The 23,899-nt window shown below is 54.3% G+C and carries 24 protein-coding genes; 11 read left to right on the top strand and 13 right to left on the bottom strand.

Translation table 11 applies throughout. From position 1 onward, the window contains the following. Positions 1-52: 52 nt before the first annotated feature. From osmB to ABIE11_RS03655, 3 genes are all read right to left on the bottom strand, one after another. Entirely contained in the window at positions 53-271 is a 219-nt protein-coding gene (gene osmB / locus ABIE11_RS03665; RefSeq protein WP_100780870.1) for an osmotically-inducible lipoprotein OsmB, read from the bottom strand. A 265-nt stretch (positions 272-536) separates the two neighbouring features. Beyond that, positions 537-1,289, bottom strand: a complete 753-nt coding sequence (locus ABIE11_RS03660; protein WP_100779978.1) for a DNA-binding transcriptional regulator YciT — start codon at positions 1,287-1,289, stop codon at positions 537-539. 65 nt (positions 1,290-1,354) lie between these two features. Continuing rightward, positions 1,355-1,537, bottom strand: a complete 183-nt coding sequence (locus tag ABIE11_RS03655) for a hypothetical protein (RefSeq protein ID WP_268196076.1) — start codon at positions 1,535-1,537, stop codon at positions 1,355-1,357. A 193-nt stretch (positions 1,538-1,730) separates the two neighbouring features. Here ABIE11_RS03655 and ABIE11_RS03650 point away from each other — a divergent pair, with 193 nt between their 5' ends. Beyond that, positions 1,731-2,600, top strand: coding sequence for a crotonase/enoyl-CoA hydratase family protein (locus ABIE11_RS03650; RefSeq protein WP_102103841.1), 870 nt, complete (start codon positions 1,731-1,733; stop codon positions 2,598-2,600). Here ABIE11_RS03650 and pdeR read toward each other — a convergent pair. From pdeR to pspF, 10 genes are all read right to left on the bottom strand, one after another. After that, positions 2,597-4,588, bottom strand: coding sequence for a cyclic di-GMP phosphodiesterase (gene pdeR, locus ABIE11_RS03645; RefSeq protein WP_100779981.1), 1,992 nt, complete (start codon positions 4,586-4,588; stop codon positions 2,597-2,599). The two genes, ABIE11_RS03650 and pdeR, sit on opposite strands and share 4 nt — an antisense overlap. A 320-nt stretch (positions 4,589-4,908) precedes the next feature. Then, entirely contained in the window at positions 4,909-6,843 is a 1,935-nt protein-coding gene (locus ABIE11_RS03640) for an exoribonuclease II (protein ID WP_100779982.1), read from the bottom strand. An 87-nt stretch (positions 6,844-6,930) separates the two neighbouring features. Further along, entirely contained in the window at positions 6,931-7,932 is a 1,002-nt protein-coding gene (locus ABIE11_RS03635; RefSeq protein WP_429184008.1) for a CMD domain-containing protein, read from the bottom strand. A gap of 164 nt (positions 7,933-8,096) precedes the next feature. Then, a complete protein-coding gene (gene fabI / locus ABIE11_RS03630; protein ID WP_100779984.1) occupies positions 8,097-8,885 on the bottom strand; it encodes an enoyl-ACP reductase FabI in 789 nt (262 codons plus the stop codon). Positions 8,886-9,009: 124 nt separating this feature from the next. Continuing rightward, the gene (gene sapF, locus ABIE11_RS03625; protein WP_100779985.1) at positions 9,010-9,816 is read right to left on the bottom strand and encodes a putrescine export ABC transporter ATP-binding protein SapF; all 807 of its coding nucleotides are present in this window, start codon (positions 9,814-9,816) and stop codon (positions 9,010-9,012) included. Further along, positions 9,817-10,809, bottom strand: coding sequence for a peptide ABC transporter ATP-binding protein SapD (gene sapD / locus ABIE11_RS03620; protein WP_102103838.1), 993 nt, complete (start codon positions 10,807-10,809; stop codon positions 9,817-9,819). After that, positions 10,809-11,699 (bottom strand): putrescine export ABC transporter permease SapC, encoded by an 891-nt coding sequence (gene sapC / locus ABIE11_RS03615; protein ID WP_100779987.1) that lies wholly within the window; start codon positions 11,697-11,699, stop codon positions 10,809-10,811. Before sapC ends, sapD begins: the two co-directional genes overlap by 1 nt. Next, positions 11,686-12,651 (bottom strand): putrescine export ABC transporter permease SapB, encoded by a 966-nt coding sequence (gene sapB / locus ABIE11_RS03610; protein ID WP_102103837.1) that lies wholly within the window; start codon positions 12,649-12,651, stop codon positions 11,686-11,688. The genes sapC and sapB overlap by 14 nt, the downstream gene beginning before the upstream one ends. Continuing rightward, entirely contained in the window at positions 12,648-14,288 is a 1,641-nt protein-coding gene (gene sapA, locus ABIE11_RS03605; protein ID WP_100779989.1) for an ABC transporter substrate-binding protein SapA, read from the bottom strand. The genes sapB and sapA overlap by 4 nt, the downstream gene beginning before the upstream one ends. An 88-nt stretch (positions 14,289-14,376) precedes the next feature. Further along, positions 14,377-15,369, bottom strand: a complete 993-nt coding sequence (pspF, locus tag ABIE11_RS03600; RefSeq protein WP_164971786.1) for a phage shock protein operon transcriptional activator — start codon at positions 15,367-15,369, stop codon at positions 14,377-14,379. Positions 15,370-15,520: 151 nt separating this feature from the next. Here pspF and pspA point away from each other — a divergent pair, with 151 nt between their 5' ends. The 10 genes from pspA (at position 15,521) to ABIE11_RS03550 (ending at position 23,888) form a co-directional block, all read left to right on the top strand. Beyond that, entirely contained in the window at positions 15,521-16,189 is a 669-nt protein-coding gene (gene pspA, locus ABIE11_RS03595; RefSeq protein WP_107703462.1) for a phage shock protein PspA, read from the top strand. A gap of 54 nt (positions 16,190-16,243) precedes the next feature. Continuing rightward, positions 16,244-16,468: an envelope stress response membrane protein PspB gene (gene pspB, locus ABIE11_RS03590; RefSeq protein ID WP_100779992.1), complete on the top strand. Its 225-nt coding sequence runs from the start codon at positions 16,244-16,246 to the stop codon at positions 16,466-16,468. Continuing rightward, positions 16,468-16,827 (top strand): envelope stress response membrane protein PspC, encoded by a 360-nt coding sequence (pspC, locus tag ABIE11_RS03585; RefSeq protein WP_100779993.1) that lies wholly within the window; start codon positions 16,468-16,470, stop codon positions 16,825-16,827. Before pspB ends, pspC begins: the two co-directional genes overlap by 1 nt. Positions 16,828-16,842: 15 nt before the next feature. Next, complete coding sequence (gene pspD / locus ABIE11_RS03580; RefSeq protein WP_100779994.1) at positions 16,843-17,064, top strand: phage shock protein PspD; 222 nt, start codon at positions 16,843-16,845, stop codon at positions 17,062-17,064. A 201-nt stretch (positions 17,065-17,265) separates the two neighbouring features. Then, complete coding sequence (locus tag ABIE11_RS03575) at positions 17,266-18,963, top strand: sugar phosphorylase (protein ID WP_429184007.1); 1,698 nt, start codon at positions 17,266-17,268, stop codon at positions 18,961-18,963. A gap of 13 nt (positions 18,964-18,976) precedes the next feature. Beyond that, complete coding sequence (locus ABIE11_RS03570) at positions 18,977-20,269, top strand: ABC transporter substrate-binding protein (RefSeq protein ID WP_429184006.1); 1,293 nt, start codon at positions 18,977-18,979, stop codon at positions 20,267-20,269. Between the two features lie 21 nt (positions 20,270-20,290). Then, on the top strand, positions 20,291-21,172 hold the full coding sequence (locus tag ABIE11_RS03565) for a carbohydrate ABC transporter permease (protein WP_429184005.1): 882 nt from the start codon (positions 20,291-20,293) through the stop codon (positions 21,170-21,172). Beyond that, positions 21,159-22,001 carry a carbohydrate ABC transporter permease gene (locus ABIE11_RS03560; protein WP_107703464.1) on the top strand — a complete coding sequence of 281 codons (843 nt, stop codon included), beginning with the start codon at positions 21,159-21,161 and terminating at the stop codon, positions 21,999-22,001. Before ABIE11_RS03565 ends, ABIE11_RS03560 begins: the two co-directional genes overlap by 14 nt. A gap of 28 nt (positions 22,002-22,029) precedes the next feature. After that, complete coding sequence (locus ABIE11_RS03555) at positions 22,030-23,082, top strand: zinc-dependent alcohol dehydrogenase (RefSeq protein ID WP_429184004.1); 1,053 nt, start codon at positions 22,030-22,032, stop codon at positions 23,080-23,082. A gap of 17 nt (positions 23,083-23,099) precedes the next feature. Continuing rightward, positions 23,100-23,888 carry a sugar phosphate isomerase/epimerase family protein gene (locus ABIE11_RS03550; RefSeq protein ID WP_429184003.1) on the top strand — a complete coding sequence of 263 codons (789 nt, stop codon included), beginning with the start codon at positions 23,100-23,102 and terminating at the stop codon, positions 23,886-23,888. Positions 23,889-23,899 lie beyond the last annotated feature (11 nt).

The raw sequence follows: 23,899 nt of genomic DNA, 5'->3' as shown, positions 1-23,899 counted from the left end.
AGAAAATTGCGTTCTGAATTAATCAAATCAAACAGTGGCTATTTAATATATCTTATTTACCGACCTGATGGCCGATAACACCACCTACGGCGGCACCACCTAATGTACCCAGCGTGCTACCATCGGTTAAGACTGCACCACCGAGAGCACCGGCACCTGCCCCGATCGCGGTGTTACGGTCACGTTTAGACCAGTTAGAACATGCGCTCAGAGACATTGCGAGGGTTACTGCCAAAACAGCTGCGGCTAATTTTTTGCTGGTTAAATTCATCATACTTTCTCCTGAATTATTGATTCACGGAAATAAGCTATCTGTAAGTATAGTCAAAAGAATACTTCAGCGTCATATTCCGTGAAACCTGGTCGCGCAGGTGTTACACAATCACGCAGGTGATAGTCACTTCCTGTTATATCGCTAATAGTAATTTTAAGTTTTTGGTATCGAAACGACAGGTAAATAATCTTAAAGGGGTGTTCAGAATTATCTCAGATGCCAGAATAGGCTATGCGCCCGAGAAGACGGGCGCAGGTGAGCGTCAGACAGAGTGTTTGACGATATCGACGGTCAGGCCATCGCGCTGCAGTTGCTCGCGGTGCGCATCGCTCAGACGGTCATCGGTAATGACACGGCTGAAGCGGGAGATCGGCCCCATCATATAGGGATGCACCGCGCCAAATTTCGAGCTATCTGTCAGCACAATGGCTTCACAGCCTTTTTCCAGAACCGCGTTTACCACATCGGAACGCATCATATCGCGGCCGGTAAAGCCGGTTTCCGGCTGCCAGCCGTCAATCCCAATAAAGGCCTTGCTGAAGTGAACCTGCTGAACATACTGACGCGTCAGCGGCCCGACCATGCTTTCGCTTTTTTTCTGGTAGATACCGCCCAGCAGAATCACCTCGCATCGCGTCTCTTTCAGCAAATGGGCGATATAGCTGCTCACGGTAATGATCGTGATGTCTTTCTGCTCCGCGAGCGTGCGGGCCAGCAGGGCGTTGCTGCTGCCGTTCTCGATAAACACGGTTTCACCGTTGTTGACCAGCGAGGCGGCAAACTCCGCCAGTTCACGTTTTAGTGCGAAATTGGTCATCATGCGCGTTTCAACGTCTTCACTGTCCAGCGGTACGGCGTAACCGTGAGCACGGCGCAGATAACTCTGTTTTTCAAGCAGATTCAGATCCTGACGAATAGTGACCTCTGAAACGCCGGTCGTTTTGGCCAGCTCGACGACACTCACGCGTCCTTTGTCGATCACCATCTGCAGAATGATTTGTTGTCGGGAATTCATAGCATCCATATAAACGCGGCGAACGCCGCGGGTTGAAAGTACGACAAAACGAAAAGGGGTAAAGGTTACACTTCCCAGGGGGCTTTAGACGGGTCGGGATCGGGCGAATGGCCCGTACCGTTCTGCGCCAGTAATTCAGATTTCAGGATCTCAAGATTACGGATCGCGGAGTGGTAATCGCCAGCGACCAGAATATCCAGCACCGTATCAATACGTTGTGCCACTCTCTGCGCGTCAACTTCAGACATCATCTCACCCTCAGAACGAAAAGTTAATAATTTCAATGATGCAGAAATTGCTTCCAAAAGAGAAGGGAAAAAATGCACTAACCAAATTACATAAATGAAAGTGATAAATTTATCCCTCCGCATACAGACGAGTTGGGTGGTGGATTAGTCTAAAACTGCGCGCAAGGCGCTTTTTTATATGAGGAATTAGACTATGACAGTCATCAACCAAGCAACCTGCAAACTGTTCACCGATCCTGAACGTTTTACCCAACTCGCAGGCTATTACGAGGAGGAACGGCGCACCGTGTGGATGCTGCTACGCGCCCAGCCGCGTCCTTGCTTTAATCACGCATTAATTGAGGAGATCATGAATATGTCCTGGCTGGTGCGGCAATCCGGTTTTGCCGTCGACTTCTGGGTTACCGGTTCACTGGTTCCGGATATGTACAACACGGGAGGGGATTTACGCTTCTTTGTGGAATGCATTCAAAACGGACGCCGCGAAGCGTTACGCGCCTACGCTCGCGCCTGCGTCGATTGCGTTCACGCGGCGTCGCGCGGGTTTGATACAGGCGCCATTACGCTGGCGATGGTGGAGGGCAGCGCGCTCGGCGGGGGATTTGAGGCCGCGCTGGCACACCATTTTGTGCTGGCGCAGCGCGATGCGCGGCTGGGCTTTCCGGAAATTGCTTTTAACCTGTTCCCCGGCATGGGCGGATATTCGCTGGTCGCTCGCCGCGCAGGTATGAAGCTGGCCGAGGAGTTGATCTACCGAGGTGAGTCGCACACGGCGGAGTGGCACGAGCAGTTTGGTCTGGTGGATGTGCTGTTTGAGCCGGGGCAGGGATACGTATCGACACGCACGTTCATCGATACCTTACAGCCGAAGCTGAACGGTGTTCGGGCAATGCTTCGCGCCCGTCAGCGTGTGTTGCGGCTGCCACGCAGTGAATTAATGGATATCACTGAGGACTGGGTGGATGCGGCGTTCTGCCTGGAGTCGAAAGACATTGCTTATATGGAACGTCTGGTGATGCTGCAAAACCGTCATAATGCGGCGGGCATGCGCAAAGCCAGTTAACGCATTTTTTTCGCCTGATAACGCTTGAGCCAGCGCTCGAATGCGGCAGCGGGCATCGGCTTAGCAAACAGAAAACCCTGCCGTTCGTTGACGCCGTTCTTGGTCAGAAAGGCGTCTTCTTTCGCGCTCTCCACACCTTCCGCGATGACCTGCAAATTCAGCGCCTGAGCCACGGCCACAATAGCGCGCACCAGCGACTGTGAAATCGACTGCTTATGGATATCGCGCACAAACACTTGGTCGAGCTTAATGGCGTCAATCGGGAAGCGGGCCAGCTGTGACAGGGAGGAATACCCGGTGCCGAAGTCATCGAGGTGAATTTGTGCCCCCAACTGACTGAACTGTTGGATCACCGACAGGGCCAGCTCCTCGTTTTCAATCAGGCAGCTTTCCGTCAGTTCCACATCAATCGGGCAGTATTCGAAATGAAGATCTTTCAGCGCCTGCTTGAGATCGCTGAATATCGTCTGGTCGGCGAGCTGTCGCGCAGAGACGTTCACCGCCACCCGCAGGTTGATGCCTTTATCACGCCATTTCGCGACCTGACGCACCACGTCGAGCATGACCCAGCGCCCGAGGGGAACAATCAGTCCCGACTCTTCGGCGTAGGAGATAAACTCCAGCGGCGGGATCAGCCCGCGCTCTGGCGACTGCCAACGCACCAGCGCCTCAAGGCTACGCACTTCGCCGCGCCAGGTTATTTTCGGCTGGTAGTGAATCAGCAGCTGATCGTTATCCAGCGCTTTGCGCAGGTTGGTATCCAGCCACAGGTATTCGAATACCCGCTGGTTCATTTCAGGCGAGAAGACGCAGAACTTACCGCGGCCGCTCTCTTTGGCCGTGTACATCGCCGTATCGGCGTTGCGAATAATGCTCTCGCGATCGGTGCCGTGCTGCGGCGCCAGGGAGATCCCCAGCGAACAGCCAGTGTAGATTTCGATAAGACCGATGCGGAAGGGCTGGCGCAGACGCGTCAGGATGCGCGAAGCCATCGCCTCAAGGGTGCTTTGTGAGGTGTTGGTCGCCAGCACGATAAACTCATCGCCGCCGAGACGCGCCAGCACCTGGCCCTCTTCCAGACAGCTTAAAATCGCCAGGGCGACCGCCTGCAGAAGCTGATCGCCAAACATATGCCCGTAGGCATCGTTCACTTTTTTAAAGTTATCGAGATCAAGATACACCACGCCGACCTGAGCCTCGCCGCGCGTATCGATCGCGTCGCTGATGAGTTCATGAATGGCGTTGCGGTTGGGGAGACCGGTAATGGTGTCGGTATTGGCCAGCACGCGCAGACGCTCCTGCGCGCGGCGTTCTTCAGTGATATCTGTACCGGAACAGATAAGAAAAATTTCATTTTTCCCGCTGCCGCTGTGGACGAATTTGTTTCTGAACAGAAACAATCGTTGGCCTTTTCGGGTCTTGATCCAGCGCTCGACTTCGTAAGAACTGCCGTTACGGAAAAAACCGGAAATATTTCGTTTAGATGCTGCCGCTTCGCTGCGGCTCATGAACAGCTTAAAGACGTTTTGCCCGATCACTTCCTGCTCTTTCATGCCGGTATATTCTTCGCTCAGACGATTAAAGCGCTGAATATTGCCCTGCTGATCGAGGATCACTATTACCGAGTTAGCTTCAGAAACCACCTGTTCGGCAAAGGATAACCCCTGCACCAGGTCGCGCGCGACGGAAGGGGTGTCGTTCCAGGCAGAGGCCGTGCCGGCCCACTCTTTTTTGTTGATTTTGCGCCCCACCAGATGGACGGGAACATCGGTGCCGTACAGGGAAAGGGTCAGGGTGATGCTGGAGGTAATAACGGTGAGCTGGCGAATCAGTTCTGCTTGATCGTCGCTTAAGGCGATGACCTGCGTCGTGTCCGAGTTTTCACTGGCGGCGAGATGGAGAGCATTACTGTCCGCTGTAAGACGCCACCAGGGGCTGTGTGTGCCCATGTAACGAAACAGCAAATTATGCTCCAGATCGTCAATCATGTTTTCTCCCGGACCTGCTCAATGGCGCAAAATTATGCATTTGCATTCGACTTTTCCGTAGTGACACAGCGGCATAACCGAGCTGAACTTATTGTTTTTCCCTACATTCTTATATTAAAACGAGAAGCGATAAAAAGGATACACGTGGATAAAAATTCCCGTAATCAAAGATGACGGTCTTCTTTTACTGTAGATAATTGTGATTGTTTTTGTGGGCTTCGAGAGGAATATATTAAGAAAAAGTGATGAATACACGATTTAGCAAGGGAAGAAAAATGTCGGCGTTCCTAAAAAGAAACCGCCGACATATTTAAGGCTTATCAGGCAACAGGGCGCGCGATAATACTGCGGGTTTCCATGCGCACTTCTGCAATATTGACATCAATCACATCGGTGACCTTGTAAACCGTCTCACCTTTGATCTGCACCGCGCCATTTTCCTGGCTGCAGGTCAGCTCATCGCGAACCGCATGCAGGAACGGGGCAGGGATAAAGGCAACGGCGCCATTGTCCACCAGACGCACGCGCATACCGCCGCGGCTAACGTCAATGATCTCTGCCGCGAAACGGGTCTCCGTTCCGGCTTTATCATTCAGGAAGCGTGCGTACAGCCAGTCACCGACATCGCGTTCAGCCATGCGGTTCAGGCGGCGACGCTCTGCCATCTGGATGGTTGTCTCTTCCTGCGGACGGGCGATGGTTTCACCCTTGATGATCGCTTTCAGCAGACGGTGGTTCACCATGTCGCCGTATTTACGAATCGGTGAGGTCCAGGTCGCGTAAGCGTCGAGACCGAGGCCAAAGTGCGGGCCAGGCTCAGTGCTGATTTCGGCGAAGGACTGGAAGCGACGGATGCGGCTGTCGAGGAAACCAGACGGCTGCGCGTCCAGTTCGCGGCGCAGTTTGCAGAAGCCATTCAGCGTCAGCACTTCCTGCGGATCGACGTGAACGTCATGCGTTTTCAGCAGGGCAGCCAGCGCTTCGGTGTTCGCCGGATCAAAACCGGTATGAACGTTGTAAATGCCAAAGCCCAATTTGTCGCGCAGCACACGGGCGGCACAAATGTTGGCGGCAATCATCGACTCTTCAACGATGCGATTGGCGATACGACGCGGTTCAGCAACGATATCCAGCACTTCGCCTTTTTCGCCCAGTACAAAGCGGTAATCCGGACGATCTTTAAACACCAGCGCATGGGTTTTACGCCATTCGCCACGGCTCAGGCAGAGGCGCTGCAGCAGGGTAATTTGCTGAGCAATCGCTTCGCTTTCCGGTTTCCAGCTGCCGGTGTTCTCCAGCCAGTCGGAGACATCATCATAGGCCAGCTTCGCTTTGGATTCGATGGTCGCGGCGAAGAATTCGATATCGTCTTCAATCGTGCCGTCTGCGGCAACGGTCATGCGACAGGCGAGTACCGGGCGGACTTCGTTCGGACGAAGAGAGCAGAGATCGTCGGAAAGTTCACGCGGCAGCATCGGGATATTGAAGCCCGGCAGATAGTTAGTGAACGCGCGAATTTTCGCTGAGTCGTCCAGCTTGCTGCCTTCAGCAATCCAGGCGGTCGGATCGGCAATCGCGACGGTCAGGTGCAGTTTGTCGTCACTGCCTTCTTCGATATACAGCGCATCATCCATATCTTGGGTGCTGGCGCTGTCGATAGTGACAAAGTTCAGGGCGGTCAGGTCGCGACGCGCCAGGCCTTCATCCATCATCTCTGTCGCAACGCCGTTTGGCGCCTCTTTTTCCAGATTATGACGGGCAAGCGTTACCCACCACGGCACGAAATGATCGTCGCTGTAGGTAATAAAATGAGTCAGTTCTGCGTAGAAACCGCGATCGCCTTTCAGCGGATGGCGACGCATCTGGGCAACGGCCCAGTCACCTTCTTTAAAATCGTGTTCAACGCCGCGTTCTGCGCGGCAAGGGATAGCATCTTTGAGCAGCGGATGGTCCGGCACAATAGACAGGCGATCGTCTTTGCGATGCACTTTACCGACAAAACGGGTCAGGAAAGGTTCGATCAATTCTTCTGGCTCGGCGGATTCACGATCTTTTTCGGTGTGAATCACTGCCGTCACACGATCGCCGTGCATCACTTTTTTCATCTGCGGAGGCGGGATGAAATAGCTTTTCTGTGCATCGACTTCCAGGAAGCCAAAGCCCTTTTCCGTGGCTTTTACCACCCCTTCAGCGCGTGGCGTCTGGGAATGCAGTTGCTGTTTAAGCTGCGCTAGCAGCGGGTTGTCCTGAAGCATAGTGTTCTATTTTCGTGGCCATTGAGCGGCTGACAGTTTTACGCGAATCTCACTGCTACAGCAAGCGCATTTCGGGATTGTGCAGGGTTATTGGCCCTTGCTTAAGGCGATTTTCAGGCGGTTGATCCAGCCCAAAAAAGCACTCCAGGTCAGTAAATGGATGGCGTCGGCGGCGGGAATACCCTCTTCAATAAGAGGGGAAAATTGCGCGGCGCTAAAGCGATCGGGAGAGCGGCTCAACAGTTCGGTCGCGGCAAGCACAGACGCCAGCGCGCCATAGCGCGAATTTGCCGCGTGCATATCGCTTTGCAGAAATTCCCCTAAGCATTCGAGCAGCGCCGGTTCGTGACACAGGACTGGCGTTAGCTCACGTAACAGCGGCTCTGCCTGCCAGCGGGAGAGCGATTCCAGCTGCTGAGCGGTGGCATAGCGTAACTCTACGCCCGGGAAAATCGGCTCCCACGCACTCATATCCACATCAGGAATCAGCGCATGCGGCGGAATATGGTGTCCAGGCAGCCAGCGCACAGGGTGCCCCAGCATTGCCTGAAATGACGCTACGACGCGGGCCTGAAAACCAATAAAGCCAATAATCTGGTTGATGACAATAACGTCGTAGGTCGTTAGGCCGACCTCATCGAGCTGCAGCTGCGCTTTGCCATCGATAATATCCGGCGAACTGGTCAGCTGGCGGGCGTACTGGGTGATTTGGGCGAGGCGTTGATTACTTTCACGCGAGGAGTCAGGGCCGGGAAGTGGGGCGAGCAGGGCGGCATAGTGGTTACACAGTCGCTGAACACCACAGGCCTGCGCCACGGTCAACGCGGTGCTCAGGCGGTCATAGGCGCTGAGCGTGTGCAGGCGATTCACCGCGATATGCAACGGGAACAGTAAATCGCACAGCGCACGCGCCGGTTTCAGCCAGCTTTCGCACGGGGTCACAATCTCTGTGGGCAAGGCTAAATCGAGCAGAAAACGATCGTCGACATGAGCGGCCTCGGGAACCAGCGGCAAAACATCATCCCGACAGTGATTTGTCTGGGTCTCATGATACCAGTGGCCTTTGCCGGTAAAGCGGCGTTGTTCCATGTGCGTTCCTTGATCTCAAATGGCGATCAATATCCTGGCGCATGGCTTTCAGTGCGAAAAATATTGTTAGGTGATAACAAATAGCGGAACGGAATAACGACGGGAAAAAGGGCGGTTCTGGCGGGAGAAAAACTCTCTTCCCGTGCGGGAAGAGAGTGAAACACTTATTTGATTTCCAGCTCGTTCATTGCCGCGATGTTGAAACCGCCGTCAACGTGAACCACTTCGCCGGAAATACCCGCAGAGAGGTCAGAGCACAGGAAGGCTGCGGAGTTACCCACGTCTTCGATGGTGACGGTACGACGAATCGGCGTAACCGCTTCGCAATGCGCCAGCATTTTACGGAAATCTTTGATACCGGATGCCGCCAGCGTACGGATTGGGCCAGCAGAGATACCGTTAACACGCACGCCTTCAGGACCCATCGCGTTCGCCATGTAGCGCACGTTAGCTTCCAGAGAGGCTTTCGCCAGGCCCATCACGTTGTAGTTAGGGATAGCGCGCTCAGCACCCAGGTAGGACAGGGTCAGCAGAGCGGAGCCTGGGTTCAGCATGGTGCGGCAGGATTTAGCCATCGCCACAAAGCTGTAAGAGCTGATGTCGTGAGCGATTTTGAAGCCTTCACGGGTTACCGCATTCACGTAGTCGCCGTCCAGCTGATCGCCCGGTGCAAAACCGATTGAGTGAACGAAGCCGTCGAATTTCGGCCAGACTTTTGAAAGCTCAGCAAACATGCCATCGATGCTTTCGTCTTGTGCAACGTCGCATTCCAGAATGATGCTGGAACCCAGCTGCGCGGCGAACTCTTCAACGCGGCCTTTCAGCTTGTCGTTCTGGTAGGTGAACGCCAGCTCAGCGCCTTCGCGGTGCATAGCCTGTGCAATGCCGTAGGCGATGGACAGTTTGCTGGCAACGCCAGTCACCAGAATGCGCTTACCGGAAAGAAAACCCATAGCTTAGATCCTTATATTCATTGTTATGGCGAACGCCCTCTCATCGTGGCGATCGTCGTTAAAACGCGGCGATAATAGCACGTGTCGCGTTCAGAGTTAATCCGACCACTTTATATGGCCGGTGTCATTTATCCTTGCGCCAGGCATCAGCCGTCAGCGCCTCACCGAAATGCCCGGCAATCAGGCGCTTGGTCAGGTCGTGCAGCGGGGAGGCCAGCACATCGGCGGTGCTTCCGCGCTCCACCACTTCACCCTGATGCATCACCAGCACCTGGTCGCTGATGTGTTTCATCATTCCTAAATGCTGGGTCACATAGATATACGAAATACCCTGTTTCTCCTGCAATTCAAGCATCAGGTTGATGAGCTGTGAACGCATCGACATATCGAGTGATGCCAGCGCTTCGTCGGCGATAATCACCTTCGGACGCAGGATCAACGCGCGCGCAAGCCCAAGACGCTGTTTCTGCCCCGGTGCCAGCATGTGCGGATAATAGCTGACGTGATCGGGCAGCAGGCCGACCATGCGCAGCGTTTCAATAATACGTTTACGCCGCTCTTCTGGCTCCAGGTCGGTATTCAGTCGCAGCGGGAAATCCAGAATCTGCGAGATACGCTGACGCGGATTGAGCGACGTCGACGGGTCCTGGAAAATCATACGAATGCGCTGACTGCGGAACGAATAGTCGCCAAACGACAGAAAATGGTCGTCGATCAGCACATCACCCGCCGTCGGCTCGACCATCCCCGCCAGCATCTTCGCGAGCGTAGATTTCCCCGATCCGTTTTCGCCGATAATCGCCAGCGTCTGCTTCTCGCGCAGGGTAAAGCTGAGAGGCTTCACCGCTTCGACAGTTTGACGATGAAACAGCCCCGTGCGATAGCGAAAGGTCTTACTCAGGTTGCGAACTTCCAGCAACGTTTCGACCATTTACTCTCTCTCCATGTTCAGCGGGAAATGACAGGCGTACAGATGGTTTTTCGCGCCGGTCAGGCGGGGCGTTTCAATGCATTCGCGCTGGGCGTACGGGCAGCGAGGGCCAAGTCGGCAGCCAATCGGCAGCGACTCCAGCAGCGGGATAGCGCCCGGCAGGGTATTCAGTCGGCTTTTATGCGGCATCGCGCTGCCAAAATCCGGGATCGCGCGAATCAGTGCCTGGGTATACGGATGGTGCGGCGTCGTCACCAAATCTTCACTGATGGCCGTTTCTACCGTCTGACCGCAGTACATCACGTCGATCTTGTCCGCCCATTTACTCAGCATCTGCAGGTCATGGCTGATGAGCAGAATGGTGGTGTTGTTGTTCTGATTCAGACGCGACAGCAGGCGAAAAATCTGCGCCTGGGTGGTCGGCTCCATGGCGTTGGTCGGCTCATCGGCGATCAGCAGGCGCGGCTGATTGGCAAGCGCAATGGCAATCATTACCTTCTGGCACTCACCGTCCGTCAGCTCGTAAGGGAAACTGCGCATCGCATCTTTATGGTCTTTAATTCCCACGCGGTGCAGCAGCTCAATCGCGCGGCGTTTACGCCAGCCGACACGCTGCCACCAGCGGCCTTTATAGGTCCAGCCAGGGATATTCTGCATCAGCTGTTTACCGACGCGTTCCGACGGGTCGAGACACGACTGCGGTTCCTGGAAGATCATCGACACGTTATGACCCACCAGCTTGCGCCGTTCGCGAGGCGACAGGCGCAGGAGATCGATATCGTCAAAACGCATACGGTCTGCGGTCACGCGCCAGTTATCTTTGGCGACACCGCAGATCGCTTTTGCGATAAGGCTTTTACCTGAACCGGATTCGCCCACCAGCCCACGGATTTCACCCTCGGCCAGGGTAATACTGATGCGGTCGACCGCTTTCACCCAGCCTTCGCCGGTCTTAAATTCAATGGTCAGATTGCGGATATCAAGTAACGGCATTATTGCACCCCCGCATTAATTGCGCGGCGAATACCGTCGCCCAGCAGGTTGATCAGCAGCACGCTCACCATAATGGCGGCACCGGGCAGCATCACCGTCCACGGCGCGACATAGATCAGTTCGAGCGCATCGCCGAGCATTGCCCCCCATTCAGGCGAGGGCAGCTGCGCGCCGAGATCGAGAAAACCGAGCGCGGCAATATCCAGAATGGCCATCGACAGAGCGCGGGTGATTTCGGTCACCAGCCCCGAGGCGATATTCGGCATCACCGCGAACCACAAAATATTCAGCGTAGTGGCGCCGTCTAGACGCGCCGCCACCACGTACTCTTTTTCCAGCTCATCATGCACCATGCTGTAAACCGAGCGTACCATGCGCGGCAGCAGCGCCAGCCAGACGGCAAACATCGCATGGGACAGGTGCGGCCCGGCGAACGCCACCACGATAATCGCCAGCAGCAGAGACGGGATCGACAGCAGGGTATCGAGAATATGGTTCAGCACCGCCGAACGCAGGCCGTGCGTGGCGCCCGCAAACACCCCGAGCGCCAGGCCAAAGAAGGTCGCGGCGAACGTGACGACGAACGCGCCGCCGACGGTCGGGGCCGCGCCACTTAACAGGCGACTCAGCACATCGCGACCTAAATCGTCCGTGCCCAGGAAGAACGACACTTCGCCGTAGCGCGACCACGACGGTGGTAACAACTGATAGCCGAGGAACTGCTGATCAAGCCCGTAAGGGGCAAACCAGCCGCCAAAAATACAGAGCAGCGCCAGGCCGCCACAGCCGTACAAACCGATCATCGCTGTGGTGTCGCCGTAGAATTTGCGCCATACGGTACGGACTACGCCGGGCGTGCGCTTCTCCCGGTATACGCTATCGTAAGGCATACGATTCCTTATGTTTCAGCGGGTTGGCCATCGCACCCAAAATGTCAGAAATCACGTTCACGATAATGACCAACGAACCGATCACCATCACACCGGCAGATATCGCCGCATAGTCTTGCTGACGAATGGCGTTGATCATCCAGCGGCCCAGACCCGGCCAACTGAACACCATTTCGGTAATCATCGCCAGGGTCAGCATGGTGGAGAATTGCAGCCCCAGGCGCGGAATGACCGGCGGAAGGGCGTTATGCAGGACGTGACGACGTAAAACCGTCAGGCGAGAGAGGCCACGAGTGGCAGCTGCTTTCACGTAGTTTTGCTCAAACACATCGATAGTGCTGGTGCGCATCAGGCGAATGACTTCCGTGGTTGGCGCGACCGCCAGCGTCAGCACCGGCAGCACCATGTGGCGCAGGGTGCTGATGATCATTTCGTGACGCCAGACGGAGTCAGAAAGCCAGGCGTCGATAATCGCAAATCCTGTGACGGTTTTGACGGTGTACAGCAGATCAAAGCGACCCGAGACCGGCAGCCAGCCCAGGGTCAGAGAGAAGAACAGCGTCAGCAATAGCGCCAGCCAGAACACCGGAATCGAGAAGCCAAGCAGCGCGAGGGCGCTGATCAGCTTATCCTGCCATTTATTGCGAGTGATTCCCGCCAGCATCCCCACCGGAATGCCCACCAGCAGGGCAAAACCAAAAGCCAGAATGCACAGCTCCATGGTCGCCGGGAACACCTCTTTCAGCTGCTCAGAGATCAGCTGGCCGTTAATGCTGGAGACACCAAAGTCCCAGTGCAAAACGCCGTTAAACCAGAACATCCAGGCATCCCAGAAGGACGATCCCTGCAGCGGGGCATGGGGCGTGAAATAGCTCAGGCTAAAGCCGATAAAGGTCAGAAAAAACAGCGTCACTGCCAGCAGCAACAGACGGCGTAAGGTAAAAATAATCATGGTTTTTTCACCTCATCTTGTTTCTCACGCGACACGCCTGCGAACGAAGCGTTGCCGAATGGGCTGAGCACCAGACCTTTAATATCATAGCGATAGGCCTGCAATCGCAGAGAAGAGGCCAGCGGTAACACCGGCAGTTCGCGGGCCAGGATGTTTTGCGCTTCGTCGTAAGCCTCAATACGCGAGGCCAGTTGCTGGGACGACAACGCTTTTTGCAGCACCGTATCAAATTCACGGTTACACCAGTGAGCGTAGTTGGTCTGGGAACGAATAGCGGCACAGCTCAGCAGCGGGCGGAAGAAACTGTCGGGATCGTTACTGTCCGTCGACCAGCCAGAGAGCGTCAGATCGTGATTCATATCCATCAGACGCGCCTCCTGGAAGCGGCCTTCGACGGGGACTATCACCACTTTCACGCCGATCTGAGCCATATCCGCCTGGATCAATTCCGCCGTTTTTAATGGACTCGGGTTCCACGCCTGTGAACTGGTCGGGACCCAAAGCTGCAACGTGAGGTTGGTCGCGCCCAGCGCTTTGAGCTGCTCGCGCGCTTTAGCCGGATCGTATTCGGTAATTTTCGCTTCGTTGTCATAGGCCCAGGACGCACGCGGCAGAATCGACGCCGCCGTTTCAGCGGTACCGTAATAAATAGACTGCATCAGGCGTTGGTTATTGATCGCCAGTGCGAGGGCATGACGCACGGCGGGGTTATTCAGCGGCGGCTTGTCGGTATTAAAGGCCAGATAAGCGATGTTCATACCGGGGCGCAGGGTCAGACGTAAGCGCGGATCGTCGCGCAGTATCGTCAGCTGGCTGGCGGCAGGCCACGCGAGCACATCGCATTCGCCGGTCAGCAGCTTGGACAATCTGCCCGTCCCGCCGGAGCCGAGATCGACCACCACCTGCGGCATCAGCGGCGTGCCGCGCCAGAAGTGTTCGTGACGTTGTAACCGAATATACTGACCAGCCCGGTATTCCGCCATCTGGAACGGACCGGTTCCGACCGGCTGGCGGTCGAGCAGCTCCTGATGATCCACTTTTGTCAGCTTATCGGCGTACTCCGCCGACATGACCGACGCATAGTGGGTAGCCAGGTGCCATAAGAAAGAGGCGTCAGGGCGCACCAGACGAAACTCCACCGTCCGGCTGTCCAGCTTACGCACGTCTTTAACCGTATCGGCAAACTGCAGGCTGTCGAAATAGGGGAAACTGCCGCCGTTGACGTTATGCCACGGGTGATTGCGGTTAAAAATACGCTGGAAGGTAAACACCACATCATCGGCGTTCAGCTTACGGGTCGGTTTAAACCACGGCGTCGACTGAAACGCCACATCGTCGCGCAGATGGAAACGGTAGGTTGCGCCGTTATCAAGCACTTCCCAGCTCTCGGCAAGCTCCGGCACCAGGCGGTAGGTGTAAGGGTCAACATCGAGCAGGCGATCGTAAAGCTGTGCGGCGAGGGTGTCGACAATCAGGCCGCTGCCTGCTTTTTGTGGGTTCAGGGTGTCGACTTGCCCGTTCACGCAATAGACAAAACCACTGTCGCGAATATCAGGAAGCGCAGTCTGTTCGGGCGCAGCAAAGACCAGGCGGCTAAACAGACCGAGTGCAATCAGGGACGATAAAACCAGACGCATAATTTTCAGGGTTTTAAGATTCGATCTGCAAAGTGTATCGCACTTACCCCTGATTCGTAAAAATGTCTGCAGGTAAGTGCCGATAATGTCAGCGCATTTGATGCTTCTTGAGCAATGCCCTTAATTGATGGTAGGTCAGACCCAGCAGTTCGGCTGCCTGCTTCTGGTTATATTTTGCCTCTTTCAGGCTCAGTTCGAGCAACTGGTGTTCCTGTTTGTGCTGAAACTGGCGCAAATCGAGCGGCAGAGAAGGGGTATCGGCATGCGGCGTCGGTTCTGGCTTTGTCGGCGCGGCGCGGTAAAAGGGATCGATAATAATGTTATCCAGCTCAGTCTCACTGCTGGCGTGGCGATACACGGAACGCTCCACCACGTTTTTCAGCTCACGAATATTGCCCGGCCAGCGGTAGTCCAGCAGCGTTTCCCGCGCGTAATCGCTAAAGCCGGGGAACAGCGGCATTCCAAGCTCGCGGCACATCTGAATGGCGAACTGCTCGGCCAGCAGCATGATATCGCTGCGGCGCTCGCGCAGGGGCGGGAGCTGCACCACGTCAAAGGCCAGACGATCGAGAAGATCCGCGCGGAATTTCTCCTCCGCCACCATTTCCGGCAAATTGGCATTGGTGGCGCACACCAGGCGCACATTCACCTGCAATGGCTGGCTGCCGCCCACGCGCTCCAGCTCGCCGTACTCAATCACGCGCAGCAGTTTTTCCTGCACCAGCATCGGGGCGGTAGCCAGTTCATCAAGAAACAATGTCCCGCCGTCTGCACGCTCAAAACGTCCGGGATGGCGTTTTTGCGCGCCGGTAAAGGCCCCCGCCTCATGGCCGAACAGCTCTGTATCCAGCAAATTCTCGTTCAGCGCCGCGCAGTTTAAGGAGATAAACGGCCCGTCCCATCGCCCGGACAGATAATGCAGACGGTTGGCGATAAGCTCCTTTCCGGTGCCGCGCTCACCGATAATCAGTACCGGTTTATTGAGCGGGGCCAGGCGCGAAACCTGCTCCAGCACCTCAAGAAAACTGTTCGCTTCGCCCAGTAAATTGTCTTTGTAATCAGCCATGATGAAATTAACCACTCGTTAGCGATATTCACCAGGTGAGAGTAGGATGTCCGTGGTGTAAAATCAACCACAATCATATAAATCAATAAGATAAAAACTTGGCACGGGAATTGTATTAGCTCATCAGCAGGGCATCGCCCGATAACAGAAATGTGAGGATTGAATTATGGGTATTTTTTCTCGTTTTGCCGACATCGTGAACGCCAACATCAACTCGCTGCTGGAGAAAGCGGAAGACCCGCAGAAGCTGGTGCGTCTGATGATTCAGGAAATGGAAGACACGCTGGTTGAAGTCCGTTCCACCTCTGCGCGTGCGCTGGCTGAAAAGAAACAGCTGTCACGTCGTATCGAGCAGGCTACCGCACAACAGAGCGAGTGGCAGGAAAAAGCGGAACTGGCGCTGCGTAAAGATAAAGACGATCTGGCCCGTTCGGCGCTGATCGAAAAACAAAAGCTGACCGACATCGTCGCGACGCTGGAGCATGAAATTACGCTGGTGGATGAAACGCTCACCCGCATGAAAAAAGAGATCGCGGAGCTGGAAAACAAACTCAGCGAAACACGTGCTCGCCAGCAGGCTCTGACGCTGCGCCACCAGGCGGCCAGCTCATCCCGCGACGTTCGCCGTCAGCTGGATAGCGGTAAACTGGATGAGGCGATGGCGCGTTTCGAATCTTTTGAACGCCGCATCGACCATATGGAAGCCGAGGCCGAGAGCCACAGCTTTGGCAAACAGAAAACGCTGGATCAGCAGTTTGCCGATTTGAAAGCGGATGACGAAATCAGCGAGCAACTTGCGGTGCTGAAAGCCAAAATGAAGCAAGACAACCAATAATAATGAATGCGGCACTTCCGCGTGCCGCAACGCATCGTAAGACAAGGAGACCCTATGAGTGCGCTGTTTCTGGCTATTCCCCTGACCATTTTCGTGCTTTTCGTTCTGCCGATCTGGTTATGGCTGCACTACAGCAACCGCTCTTCCCGGGGCGAGCTCTCGCAAAGCGAGCAGCAACGGCTGTTGCAGCTCACCGATGACGCGAAAAAAATGCGTGAACGCATCCAGGCGCTCGAATCCATTCTGGACGCTGAACATCCAAACTGGAGGGAGAATTAATGGGCGGACTGAATTTAAATAAAAAACTGTGGCGCATCCCCCAGCAGGGGATGGTGCGCGGCGTGTGCGCCGGGCTGGCGCGCTATCTGGATGTGCCAGTGAAACTGGTGCGTGTGGTCACCGTGCTGTCGATCTTCTTTGGTCTGGCATTCTTTACCCTGGTGGCGTACATCATTTTGTCCTTCGTGCTCGATCCGATGCCGGACAGCGCCATGTCATCGGAAGATGCGCCGACCAGCAGCGATTTGCTCGACTCGGTGGACGCCGAACTGGCCTCCGGCGAGAAGCGTCTGCGCGAAATGGAACGTTATGTCACGTCCGACACGTTTACGCTGAGAAGTCGTTTTCGTCAGCTTTAACAGAGAGATAAAAATATGAATCGCAACTGGCAGCAGGCCGGTCAGAAAATGAAACCGGGCCTTAAAATTGCAGGCAAATTCGTTTTACTGACCGCGCTACGTTATGGCCCGGCAGGTGTGGCGGGTTGGGCGGTGAAATCTGTTGCCCGGAAACCGATCAGAATGTTACTGGCCGTGGCACTGGAGCCGCTGCTCAAGAAGGTCGCAGGCCGTTTTTCCCGCCGTTATTTTTCCTGACGCTCCCCTTCATTAAATGCCTTCTCTCATCGCGAGAGAGGGCATCAGCCCCGTTTTGAATATCATTATCATTGTTTCATCCTTTCTTTGCGTTAGCTCACATTAATGAGCAGAGCCGCTTTTTATTTGCACTTTTGATCCCTGAGGTTCGTTGACAGAAATTTTTATGGGGAGTAGATTGCTTTCCGTGGGACCGCTACCATGGAAATCAACGTGAACAATAAAATAACGCATTTAATTAATCTTATTTATGGCGATTCTTTTTCTCATAAGGATTTTAGTATTCTTCAGGAAAAGATAGGAAACGCGCGAAAGGTTATTAGTCATCAGCGTAAGGCGAACTGGGATGAAAAGGATGTGGTATTAATTACCTATGCCGATCAGTTTCAAAATCGCAACGAAAAAGCGCTGCCTGTCTTCACGCGATTTTATAATCGCTGGCTGTCTGATTCATTTTCTCACGTCCATCTTTTGCCTTTTTATCCGTGGTCTTCGGACGATGGATTCTCGGTCGTCGATTATCACCGTGTGGCACCAGAAACAGGTGAGTGGGGCGATGTGGCTGAGTTAAAAAAATCAACGAATCTGATGTTTGATTTTGTCTGCAACCATATGTCAGCCAAAAGTGAGTGGTTCAACAATTATTTAAACCAGGTCCCCGGCTTTGAAGAATTTTTTATCGCCGTAGACCCGGCAACGGATTTATCAGCCGTTACCCGTCCGCGCGCACTGCCGCTGTTAACACCGTTCACAATGGCAGAGGGCACGGTGCGCCACCTGTGGACAACCTTCAGCGAAGACCAGGTTGACCTCAACTTTGCCAGCCCGCAGGTCCTTATCGCCATGGTCGATGTGCTACTGAAGTATCTGGCTGAAGGTGCCGATTACATCCGCCTGGATGCGGTCGGGTTTATGTGGAAAATTCCAGGAACGACCTGTATTCATCTGGAGCAAACTCACCGCCTGATTCAGCTGTTCCGCGCGATCACCGAAGAAGTTGCGCCCGGTACGGTCATTATCACTGAAACCAATGTCCCCCATAAAGACAACATTTCTTACTTCGGCGATGGCACAAACGAAGCGCAGATGGTCTATCAGTTTTCACTGCCGCCGCTGGTGCTTCACAGCGTGCATAGCCAAAACGTTGAGGCCCTATGCCAGTGGGCGCAGCAGCTGACGCTGCCTTCATCGAAGACCACCTGGTTTAACTTCCTCGCCTCCCACGACGGTATTGGCCTGAACCCGGTGCGCGGGATTATTCCTGAGAGCGATATTCTGGCACTGGTCGAAAAACTCCAGCATGAAGGCGCGCTGGTAAACTGGAAAAATAATCCGGACGGCAGCCGCAGCCCCTATGAAATTAATGTGACTTATCTGGATGCATTAAGTCGACAAGACAGTTCAGATGACGAACGTATTGCCCGATTCCTTCTGGCTCATGCCGTGTTATTAAGTTTTCCAGGCGTGCCCGCAATTTATATTCAAAGCATTATTGGCTCTCGTAACGATTATGATAACGTTGAGCGGCAGGGTTATAATCGGGCGATAAATCGGCGGAAATATCACGAGGGTGAAATTGATAACGAGCTGGAATGTCATAGTAGTCTTAGATGCAAAATTTATACTGCATTAAAAAATATGCTTTCACTGCGCCGCCAGCAAAAAGCGTTTCATCCTGACAGCACAGCATTTTATGACGCACCGAATCAGCATGTTCTTAGAATCATTCGTGTCGCAGATAATGGTGAGCGGATCGCGGCGCTGTTTAACTTTAATGAACATGCGAAAATTATTTCCTCGGGAATTCACTCTGGGGTGGAATTACTTACGGGAATGCCTGTTAACGGAGATTCTGTAACCCTTAATCCGTGGCAGGTTATGTGGATTAAAGAAATCTAAAAGGACGATAAAAATGAAGATGCCTAAAATTGTGCTGTTATCAGCACTGGTTTCGTGCGCCCTGTTGTCAGGCTGTCGGGATGACAACAATAAAGTAGTCGCCATTGAATTCATGCACTCGTCGGTGGAGCAGGAGCGCCAGGCGGTAATCACTCAACTTATTGAACGCTTCGAGAAAGACAACCCGTCCATCAAGGTAAAACAGGTTCCGGTGGAAGAGGATGCCTATAACACCAAGGTGATTACATTGGCCCGTACAGGCGCTTTGCCTGAGGTGATAGAAGTCAGTCACGACTACGCCAAAGTGATGGACAAAGAACAGCTGCTCGACCGCGATGCCATCAGCGCCGCGATTGGCGCTGTCGGTGAAAACACGTTCTACGACGGCATTCTGCGCGTGGTGCGCACGGAAGACGGTAAGGCGTGGACAGGTGTTCCGGTTAGCGCGTGGCTTTCCGGCGTCTGGTACCACAAATCGGTGCTGGCCGCTGCGGGGATTCAGGAGCCTGCGACCTGGGAGCAACTGCTCAAAGCCAGTCAGACCCTGAATCACCCTGAGAAAAAACAGTACGGTATCGCCTTACCGACGGCGGAAAGTGTCATGACCGAACAGGCATTCTCTCAGTTTGCGCTGTCGGGTGGTGCGAACGTCTTCGATGCGAAAGGGAATGTGGTCATCAATACGCCAGAGATGGCGAAAGCGCTGGCGTTCTATCGCGATCTGGCGGCAACCACCATGCCGGGCTCCAACGATGTGATGGAAATTAAAGACGCCTTTATGAACGGCTCCGCGCCAATGGCGATCTACTCCACCTACATCCTTCCTGCGGTATTTAAAGATGGCAATCCGGCCGATCTCGGGTTTGTTGTGCCGACGGAAAAATCCTCGGCGGTTTACGGCATGGTGACATCACTGACCATCACCAACGGGCAAACCGAGGAAGAAACCAAAGCGGCAGAAACCTTCGTCACCTGGATGGAGCAGGCTCAAAACGCAGCCGACTGGGTGATGATGTCGCCGGGTGCGGCGCTGCCGGTCAACAAACGGGTGGTGGATACCGCGTCGTGGAAAAACAACAACGTCATACAGGCGTTTGGTCAGCTTCCGTATGAGCTGATAGCCCAGTTCCCCAACGTGCAGGTCTTTGGTGCTGTCGGCGACAAAAACTTTACGCGTATGGGCGACGTCACCGGTTCGGGTGTGATCAGTTCGATGGTGCATGACGTGACGGTCGGGAAGAAAGATCTCTCCACCACGTTAAACGATAGCCAGAAGCGTCTGGCCGATCTGATTTCACAACGATAGGAGCGCACCGCGAAGGGAATTATGAAGAGGTTGTTTACTGGCCGTTCCGATCTGCCTTTCGCCATGCTGCTGTTGGCCCCCAGCCTGATATTGCTGGGGGGCCTGGTAGCCTGGCCGATGATTTCGAATATCGAAATCAGTTTTTTACGCCTGCCGCTGAATCCGCGTATCAGCGCCACCTTTGTCGGTCTGGAGAATTATATCCGGATTCTGGGGGATTCCGCGTTCTGGCACTCATTGTGGATGACCTTCTGGTATACGGCGCTGGTGGTGCTTGGCAGCACTGGCCTGGGTCTGGCCGTGGCGATTTTCTTCAATCGCGAGTTTCGCCTGCGTAAAACGGCGCGTTCACTGGTGATCCTCTCGTACGTCACACCGTCCATCTCGCTGGTGTTTGCATGGAAATACATGTTCAACAACGGCTACGGCATCGTGAACTATCTGGGCGTTGATGTGCTGCACCTGTACGACCAGGCGCCGCTGTGGTTTGACAACCCCGGCAGCAGCTTTGTGCTGGTGGTGTTGTTCGCCATCTGGCGCTACTTCCCGTACGCATTTATCTCGTTTTTGGCGATTTTGCAGACCATCGATAAATCACTGTACGAGGCGGCAGAGATGGATGGTGCGAACGGCTGGCAGCGTTTTCGGATCGTGACGCTTCCCGCGATCATGCCGGTGCTGGCAACCGTGCTGACACTGCGGACCATCTGGATGTTCTATATGTTCGCGGACGTTTATCTGCTCACCACTAAGGTCGATATTCTCGGCGTCTATCTCTACAAAACGGCGTTTGCTTTTAACGATCTGGGGAAAGCGGCCGCCATCTCAGTGGTGCTGTTTGTGATTATTTTCGCCGTCATCCTGCTGACCAGAAAAAGGGTAAACCTCAATGGCAACAAGTAAACGCACCCTCAGTCGCGTCGGATTTTACGTCGGACTGGCGCTGTTTCTGCTCATCACGCTGTTTCCGTTCTTCGTGATGCTCATGACCTCGTTCAAAAGTGCGAAAGAGGCGATTTCTCTGCATCCGACGATCCTGCCGCAGGCATGGACGTTGCAGCACTACATCGACATCTTTAACCCGCTGATTTTCCCGTTTGTGAACTATTTCAGGAACAGTTTGCTGGTCTCCCTGAGTTCGTCGGTTATTGCGGTATTCCTGGGGACACTCGGGGCCTACGCGCTGTCGAAACTTCGCTTTAAAGGGCGGGCCACTATCAATGCCAGCTTCTATAGCGTCTATATGTTCTCAGGGATTTTACTGGTGGTGCCGCTGTTCAAAATTATTACCGCGCTCGGCATTTACGACACCGAACTGGCGCTGATCATCACAATGGTGACTCAGACGCTACCGACGGCTGTTTTCATGCTCAGAAGCTATTTCGACACCATACCGGACGAAATTGAAGAAGCGGCGATGATGGATGGGCTAAACCGTCTGCAAATTATCTTCCGTATCACCGTCCCGCTTGCCATCTCCGGCTTGGTCTCGGTGTTTGTCTATTGCTTCATGGTGGCCTGGAACGACTACCTGTTTGCATCGATTTTCCTCTCAAGCGCCAGCAACTTCACATTGCCGGTCGGGCTGAACACGCTCTTCAGTACGCCGGACTATATCTGGGGCCGCATGATGGCCGCGTCCCTGGTGACGGCATTGCCGGTGGTTGTGATGTATGCGCTTTCTGAACGTTTCATAAAAAGTGGTTTGACCGCCGGTGGCGTAAAGGGCTGAGGCGGCCTGTTTTTAACAAGGAGTAGTCATGAAAAAATTAGTTGCGACAGCGCCGCGCGTAGCCGCGCTGGTCCAGTACGAAGATCGCCCTGTGGCGGCAAATGAAGTCAAAATTCGCGCCCGTTACGGCGCGCCAAAGCACGGAACAGAAGTGGTCGATTTCCGGGCCGCAAGCCCCTTTATTGACGAAGAGTTCAATGCTGAGTGGCAACTCTTCACACCGCGTGCCGAGGGTGCTGCGCGCGGTATTGAGTTCGGTAAATTCCAGCTGGGCAACATGATTGTTGGCGACATCATCGAATGCGGCTCAGAGGTCACGGATTACCAGATCGGGGATTCCGTTTGCTGCTACGGGCCGCTTCAGGAGACGGTAATCGTCAACGCCGTTAACAACTACAAGCTACGTAAAATGCCGCAAGGCGCATCCTGGAAAAACGCCGTCTGCTATGACCCGGCACAGTTCGCCATGAGCGGGGTACGTGATGCTAACGTTCGCGTCGGAGATTTTGTGGTGGTGGTAGGGTTAGGTGCCATCGGGCAGATCGCTATCCAGCTGGCAAAAAAAGCGGGTGCGTCCATTGTGATTGGCGTTGACCCTATCGACCACCGCTGCGACATCGCCCGTCGTCACGGCGCGGATTTCTGCATCAATCCGATCGGCAATGACGTTGGGCTGGAGATTAAACAGCTCACCGGAAAGCAGGGTGCCGACATCATTATCGAAACCAGCGGCTTCGCCGATGCGTTGCAATCCGCACTGCGCGGACTGGCTTACGGCGGAACCCTCTCTTATGTCGCATTCGCGAAACCCTTTGCCGAAGGATTCAACCTGGGCCGCGAAGCGCATTTCAATAACGCGAAGATCGTCTTCTCACGCGCCTGCAGCGAGCCGAATCCGGAATACCCGCGCTGGAACCGTAAACGCATCGAAGAAACCTGCTGGGAGCTGCTGATGAATGGCTACCTCAACTGCGACGATCTGATCGATCCGATCGTGAGCTTCGAAACCAGTGCGGAAAGCTACATGACGTATGTCGATAAGCATCCGGAACTGAGCATCAAAATGGGCGTGACTTTTTAAGCAAGCGAGAACAAAAGATGAAAATTGCAACACAAAATCAGGCCTTTTTCCCGACCGATATTCTTGAAAAATTCCAGTACATCAAGGCAATGGGGTTTGATGGCTATGAAATTGACGGCAAGCTTTTGGTTGATAATTTGGCGGAAGTGAAAGCCGCCATAAAAGCGACCGGGCTGCCAGTGACCACCGCCTGTGGCGGCTATGACGGATGGATCGGTGATTTTATCGAAGAGCGCCGTCTGAACGGTTTGCAGCAAATCGAACGTATTCTTGAAGCGCTGAGCGACGTGGGTGGAAAGGGCATCATCGTGCCTGCAGCCTGGGGAATGTTTACCTTCCGACTGCCGCCGATGACCTCGCCGCGCAGTCTGGCGGGCGATCGCAAAGCGGTCAGTGCCTCCTTGCGCTGGTTAGATGACGTAGCGGCGCGTACCGGAACCCTCGTTTACCTTGAGCCGTTGAACCGCTATCAGGATCACATGATCAACACGCTGGCGGATGCGCGTCGCTATATCGAAGAAAATGCGCTCAAGCACGTGCAGATTATCGGCGATTTCTACCATATGAATATCGAAGAGGATTCGCTGACCGGCGCACTCCACGATAATCGTGACAGGCTCGGGCATGTCCATATCGCCGACAATCACCGTTATCAGCCTGGCAGCGGCACGCTCGATTTTGCTGCGCTGTTTGATCAGCTCCGCGCCGATGATTATCAAGGCTACGTTGTATATGAGTGCCGCGTGCGCGCGGAGGATCCGGCCAAAGCCTATCAGGCTTCGCTCAACTATTTACGTGACTGCTGAGGATGACGAGC

The sequence above is a fragment of the Lelliottia sp. 489 genome, from assembly GCF_050435885.1.
Classification (GTDB): domain Bacteria; phylum Pseudomonadota; class Gammaproteobacteria; order Enterobacterales; family Enterobacteriaceae; genus Enterobacter; species Enterobacter nimipressuralis.
This window is presented reverse-complemented; position numbering and strand designations above follow the sequence as displayed.

What these genes read in the sequence shown, in the direction of transcription:
- osmB (WP_100780870.1), bottom strand. Translation starts at nt 271, where the DNA reads ATGAATTTAACCAGCAAAAAATTAGCCGCAGCTGTTTTGGCAGTAACC.
- ABIE11_RS03660 (WP_100779978.1), bottom strand. Translation starts at nt 1,289, where the DNA reads ATGAATTCCCGACAACAAATCATTCTGCAGATGGTGATCGACAAAGGA.
- ABIE11_RS03655 (WP_268196076.1), bottom strand. Translation starts at nt 1,537, where the DNA reads ATGTCTGAAGTTGACGCGCAGAGAGTGGCACAACGTATTGATACGGTG.
- ABIE11_RS03650 (WP_102103841.1), top strand. Translation starts at nt 1,731, where the DNA reads ATGACAGTCATCAACCAAGCAACCTGCAAACTGTTCACCGATCCTGAA.
- pdeR (WP_100779981.1), bottom strand. Translation starts at nt 4,588, where the DNA reads ATGATTGACGATCTGGAGCATAATTTGCTGTTTCGTTACATGGGCACA.
- ABIE11_RS03640 (WP_100779982.1), bottom strand. Translation starts at nt 6,843, where the DNA reads ATGCTTCAGGACAACCCGCTGCTAGCGCAGCTTAAACAGCAACTGCAT.
- ABIE11_RS03635 (WP_429184008.1), bottom strand. Translation starts at nt 7,932, where the DNA reads ATGGAACAACGCCGCTTTACCGGCAAAGGCCACTGGTATCATGAGACC.
- fabI (WP_100779984.1), bottom strand. Translation starts at nt 8,885, where the DNA reads ATGGGTTTTCTTTCCGGTAAGCGCATTCTGGTGACTGGCGTTGCCAGC.
- sapF (WP_100779985.1), bottom strand. Translation starts at nt 9,816, where the DNA reads ATGGTCGAAACGTTGCTGGAAGTTCGCAACCTGAGTAAGACCTTTCGC.
- sapD (WP_102103838.1), bottom strand. Translation starts at nt 10,809, where the DNA reads ATGCCGTTACTTGATATCCGCAATCTGACCATTGAATTTAAGACCGGC.
- sapC (WP_100779987.1), bottom strand. Translation starts at nt 11,699, where the DNA reads ATGCCTTACGATAGCGTATACCGGGAGAAGCGCACGCCCGGCGTAGTC.
- sapB (WP_102103837.1), bottom strand. Translation starts at nt 12,651, where the DNA reads ATGATTATTTTTACCTTACGCCGTCTGTTGCTGCTGGCAGTGACGCTG.
- sapA (WP_100779989.1), bottom strand. Translation starts at nt 14,288, where the DNA reads ATGCGTCTGGTTTTATCGTCCCTGATTGCACTCGGTCTGTTTAGCCGC.
- pspA (WP_107703462.1), top strand. Translation starts at nt 15,521, where the DNA reads ATGGGTATTTTTTCTCGTTTTGCCGACATCGTGAACGCCAACATCAAC.
- pspB (WP_100779992.1), top strand. Translation starts at nt 16,244, where the DNA reads ATGAGTGCGCTGTTTCTGGCTATTCCCCTGACCATTTTCGTGCTTTTC.
- pspC (WP_100779993.1), top strand. Translation starts at nt 16,468, where the DNA reads ATGGGCGGACTGAATTTAAATAAAAAACTGTGGCGCATCCCCCAGCAG.
- pspD (WP_100779994.1), top strand. Translation starts at nt 16,843, where the DNA reads ATGAATCGCAACTGGCAGCAGGCCGGTCAGAAAATGAAACCGGGCCTT.
- ABIE11_RS03575 (WP_429184007.1), top strand. Translation starts at nt 17,266, where the DNA reads ATGGAAATCAACGTGAACAATAAAATAACGCATTTAATTAATCTTATT.
- ABIE11_RS03570 (WP_429184006.1), top strand. Translation starts at nt 18,977, where the DNA reads ATGAAGATGCCTAAAATTGTGCTGTTATCAGCACTGGTTTCGTGCGCC.
- ABIE11_RS03565 (WP_429184005.1), top strand. Translation starts at nt 20,291, where the DNA reads ATGAAGAGGTTGTTTACTGGCCGTTCCGATCTGCCTTTCGCCATGCTG.
- ABIE11_RS03560 (WP_107703464.1), top strand. Translation starts at nt 21,159, where the DNA reads ATGGCAACAAGTAAACGCACCCTCAGTCGCGTCGGATTTTACGTCGGA.
- ABIE11_RS03555 (WP_429184004.1), top strand. Translation starts at nt 22,030, where the DNA reads ATGAAAAAATTAGTTGCGACAGCGCCGCGCGTAGCCGCGCTGGTCCAG.
- ABIE11_RS03550 (WP_429184003.1), top strand. Translation starts at nt 23,100, where the DNA reads ATGAAAATTGCAACACAAAATCAGGCCTTTTTCCCGACCGATATTCTT.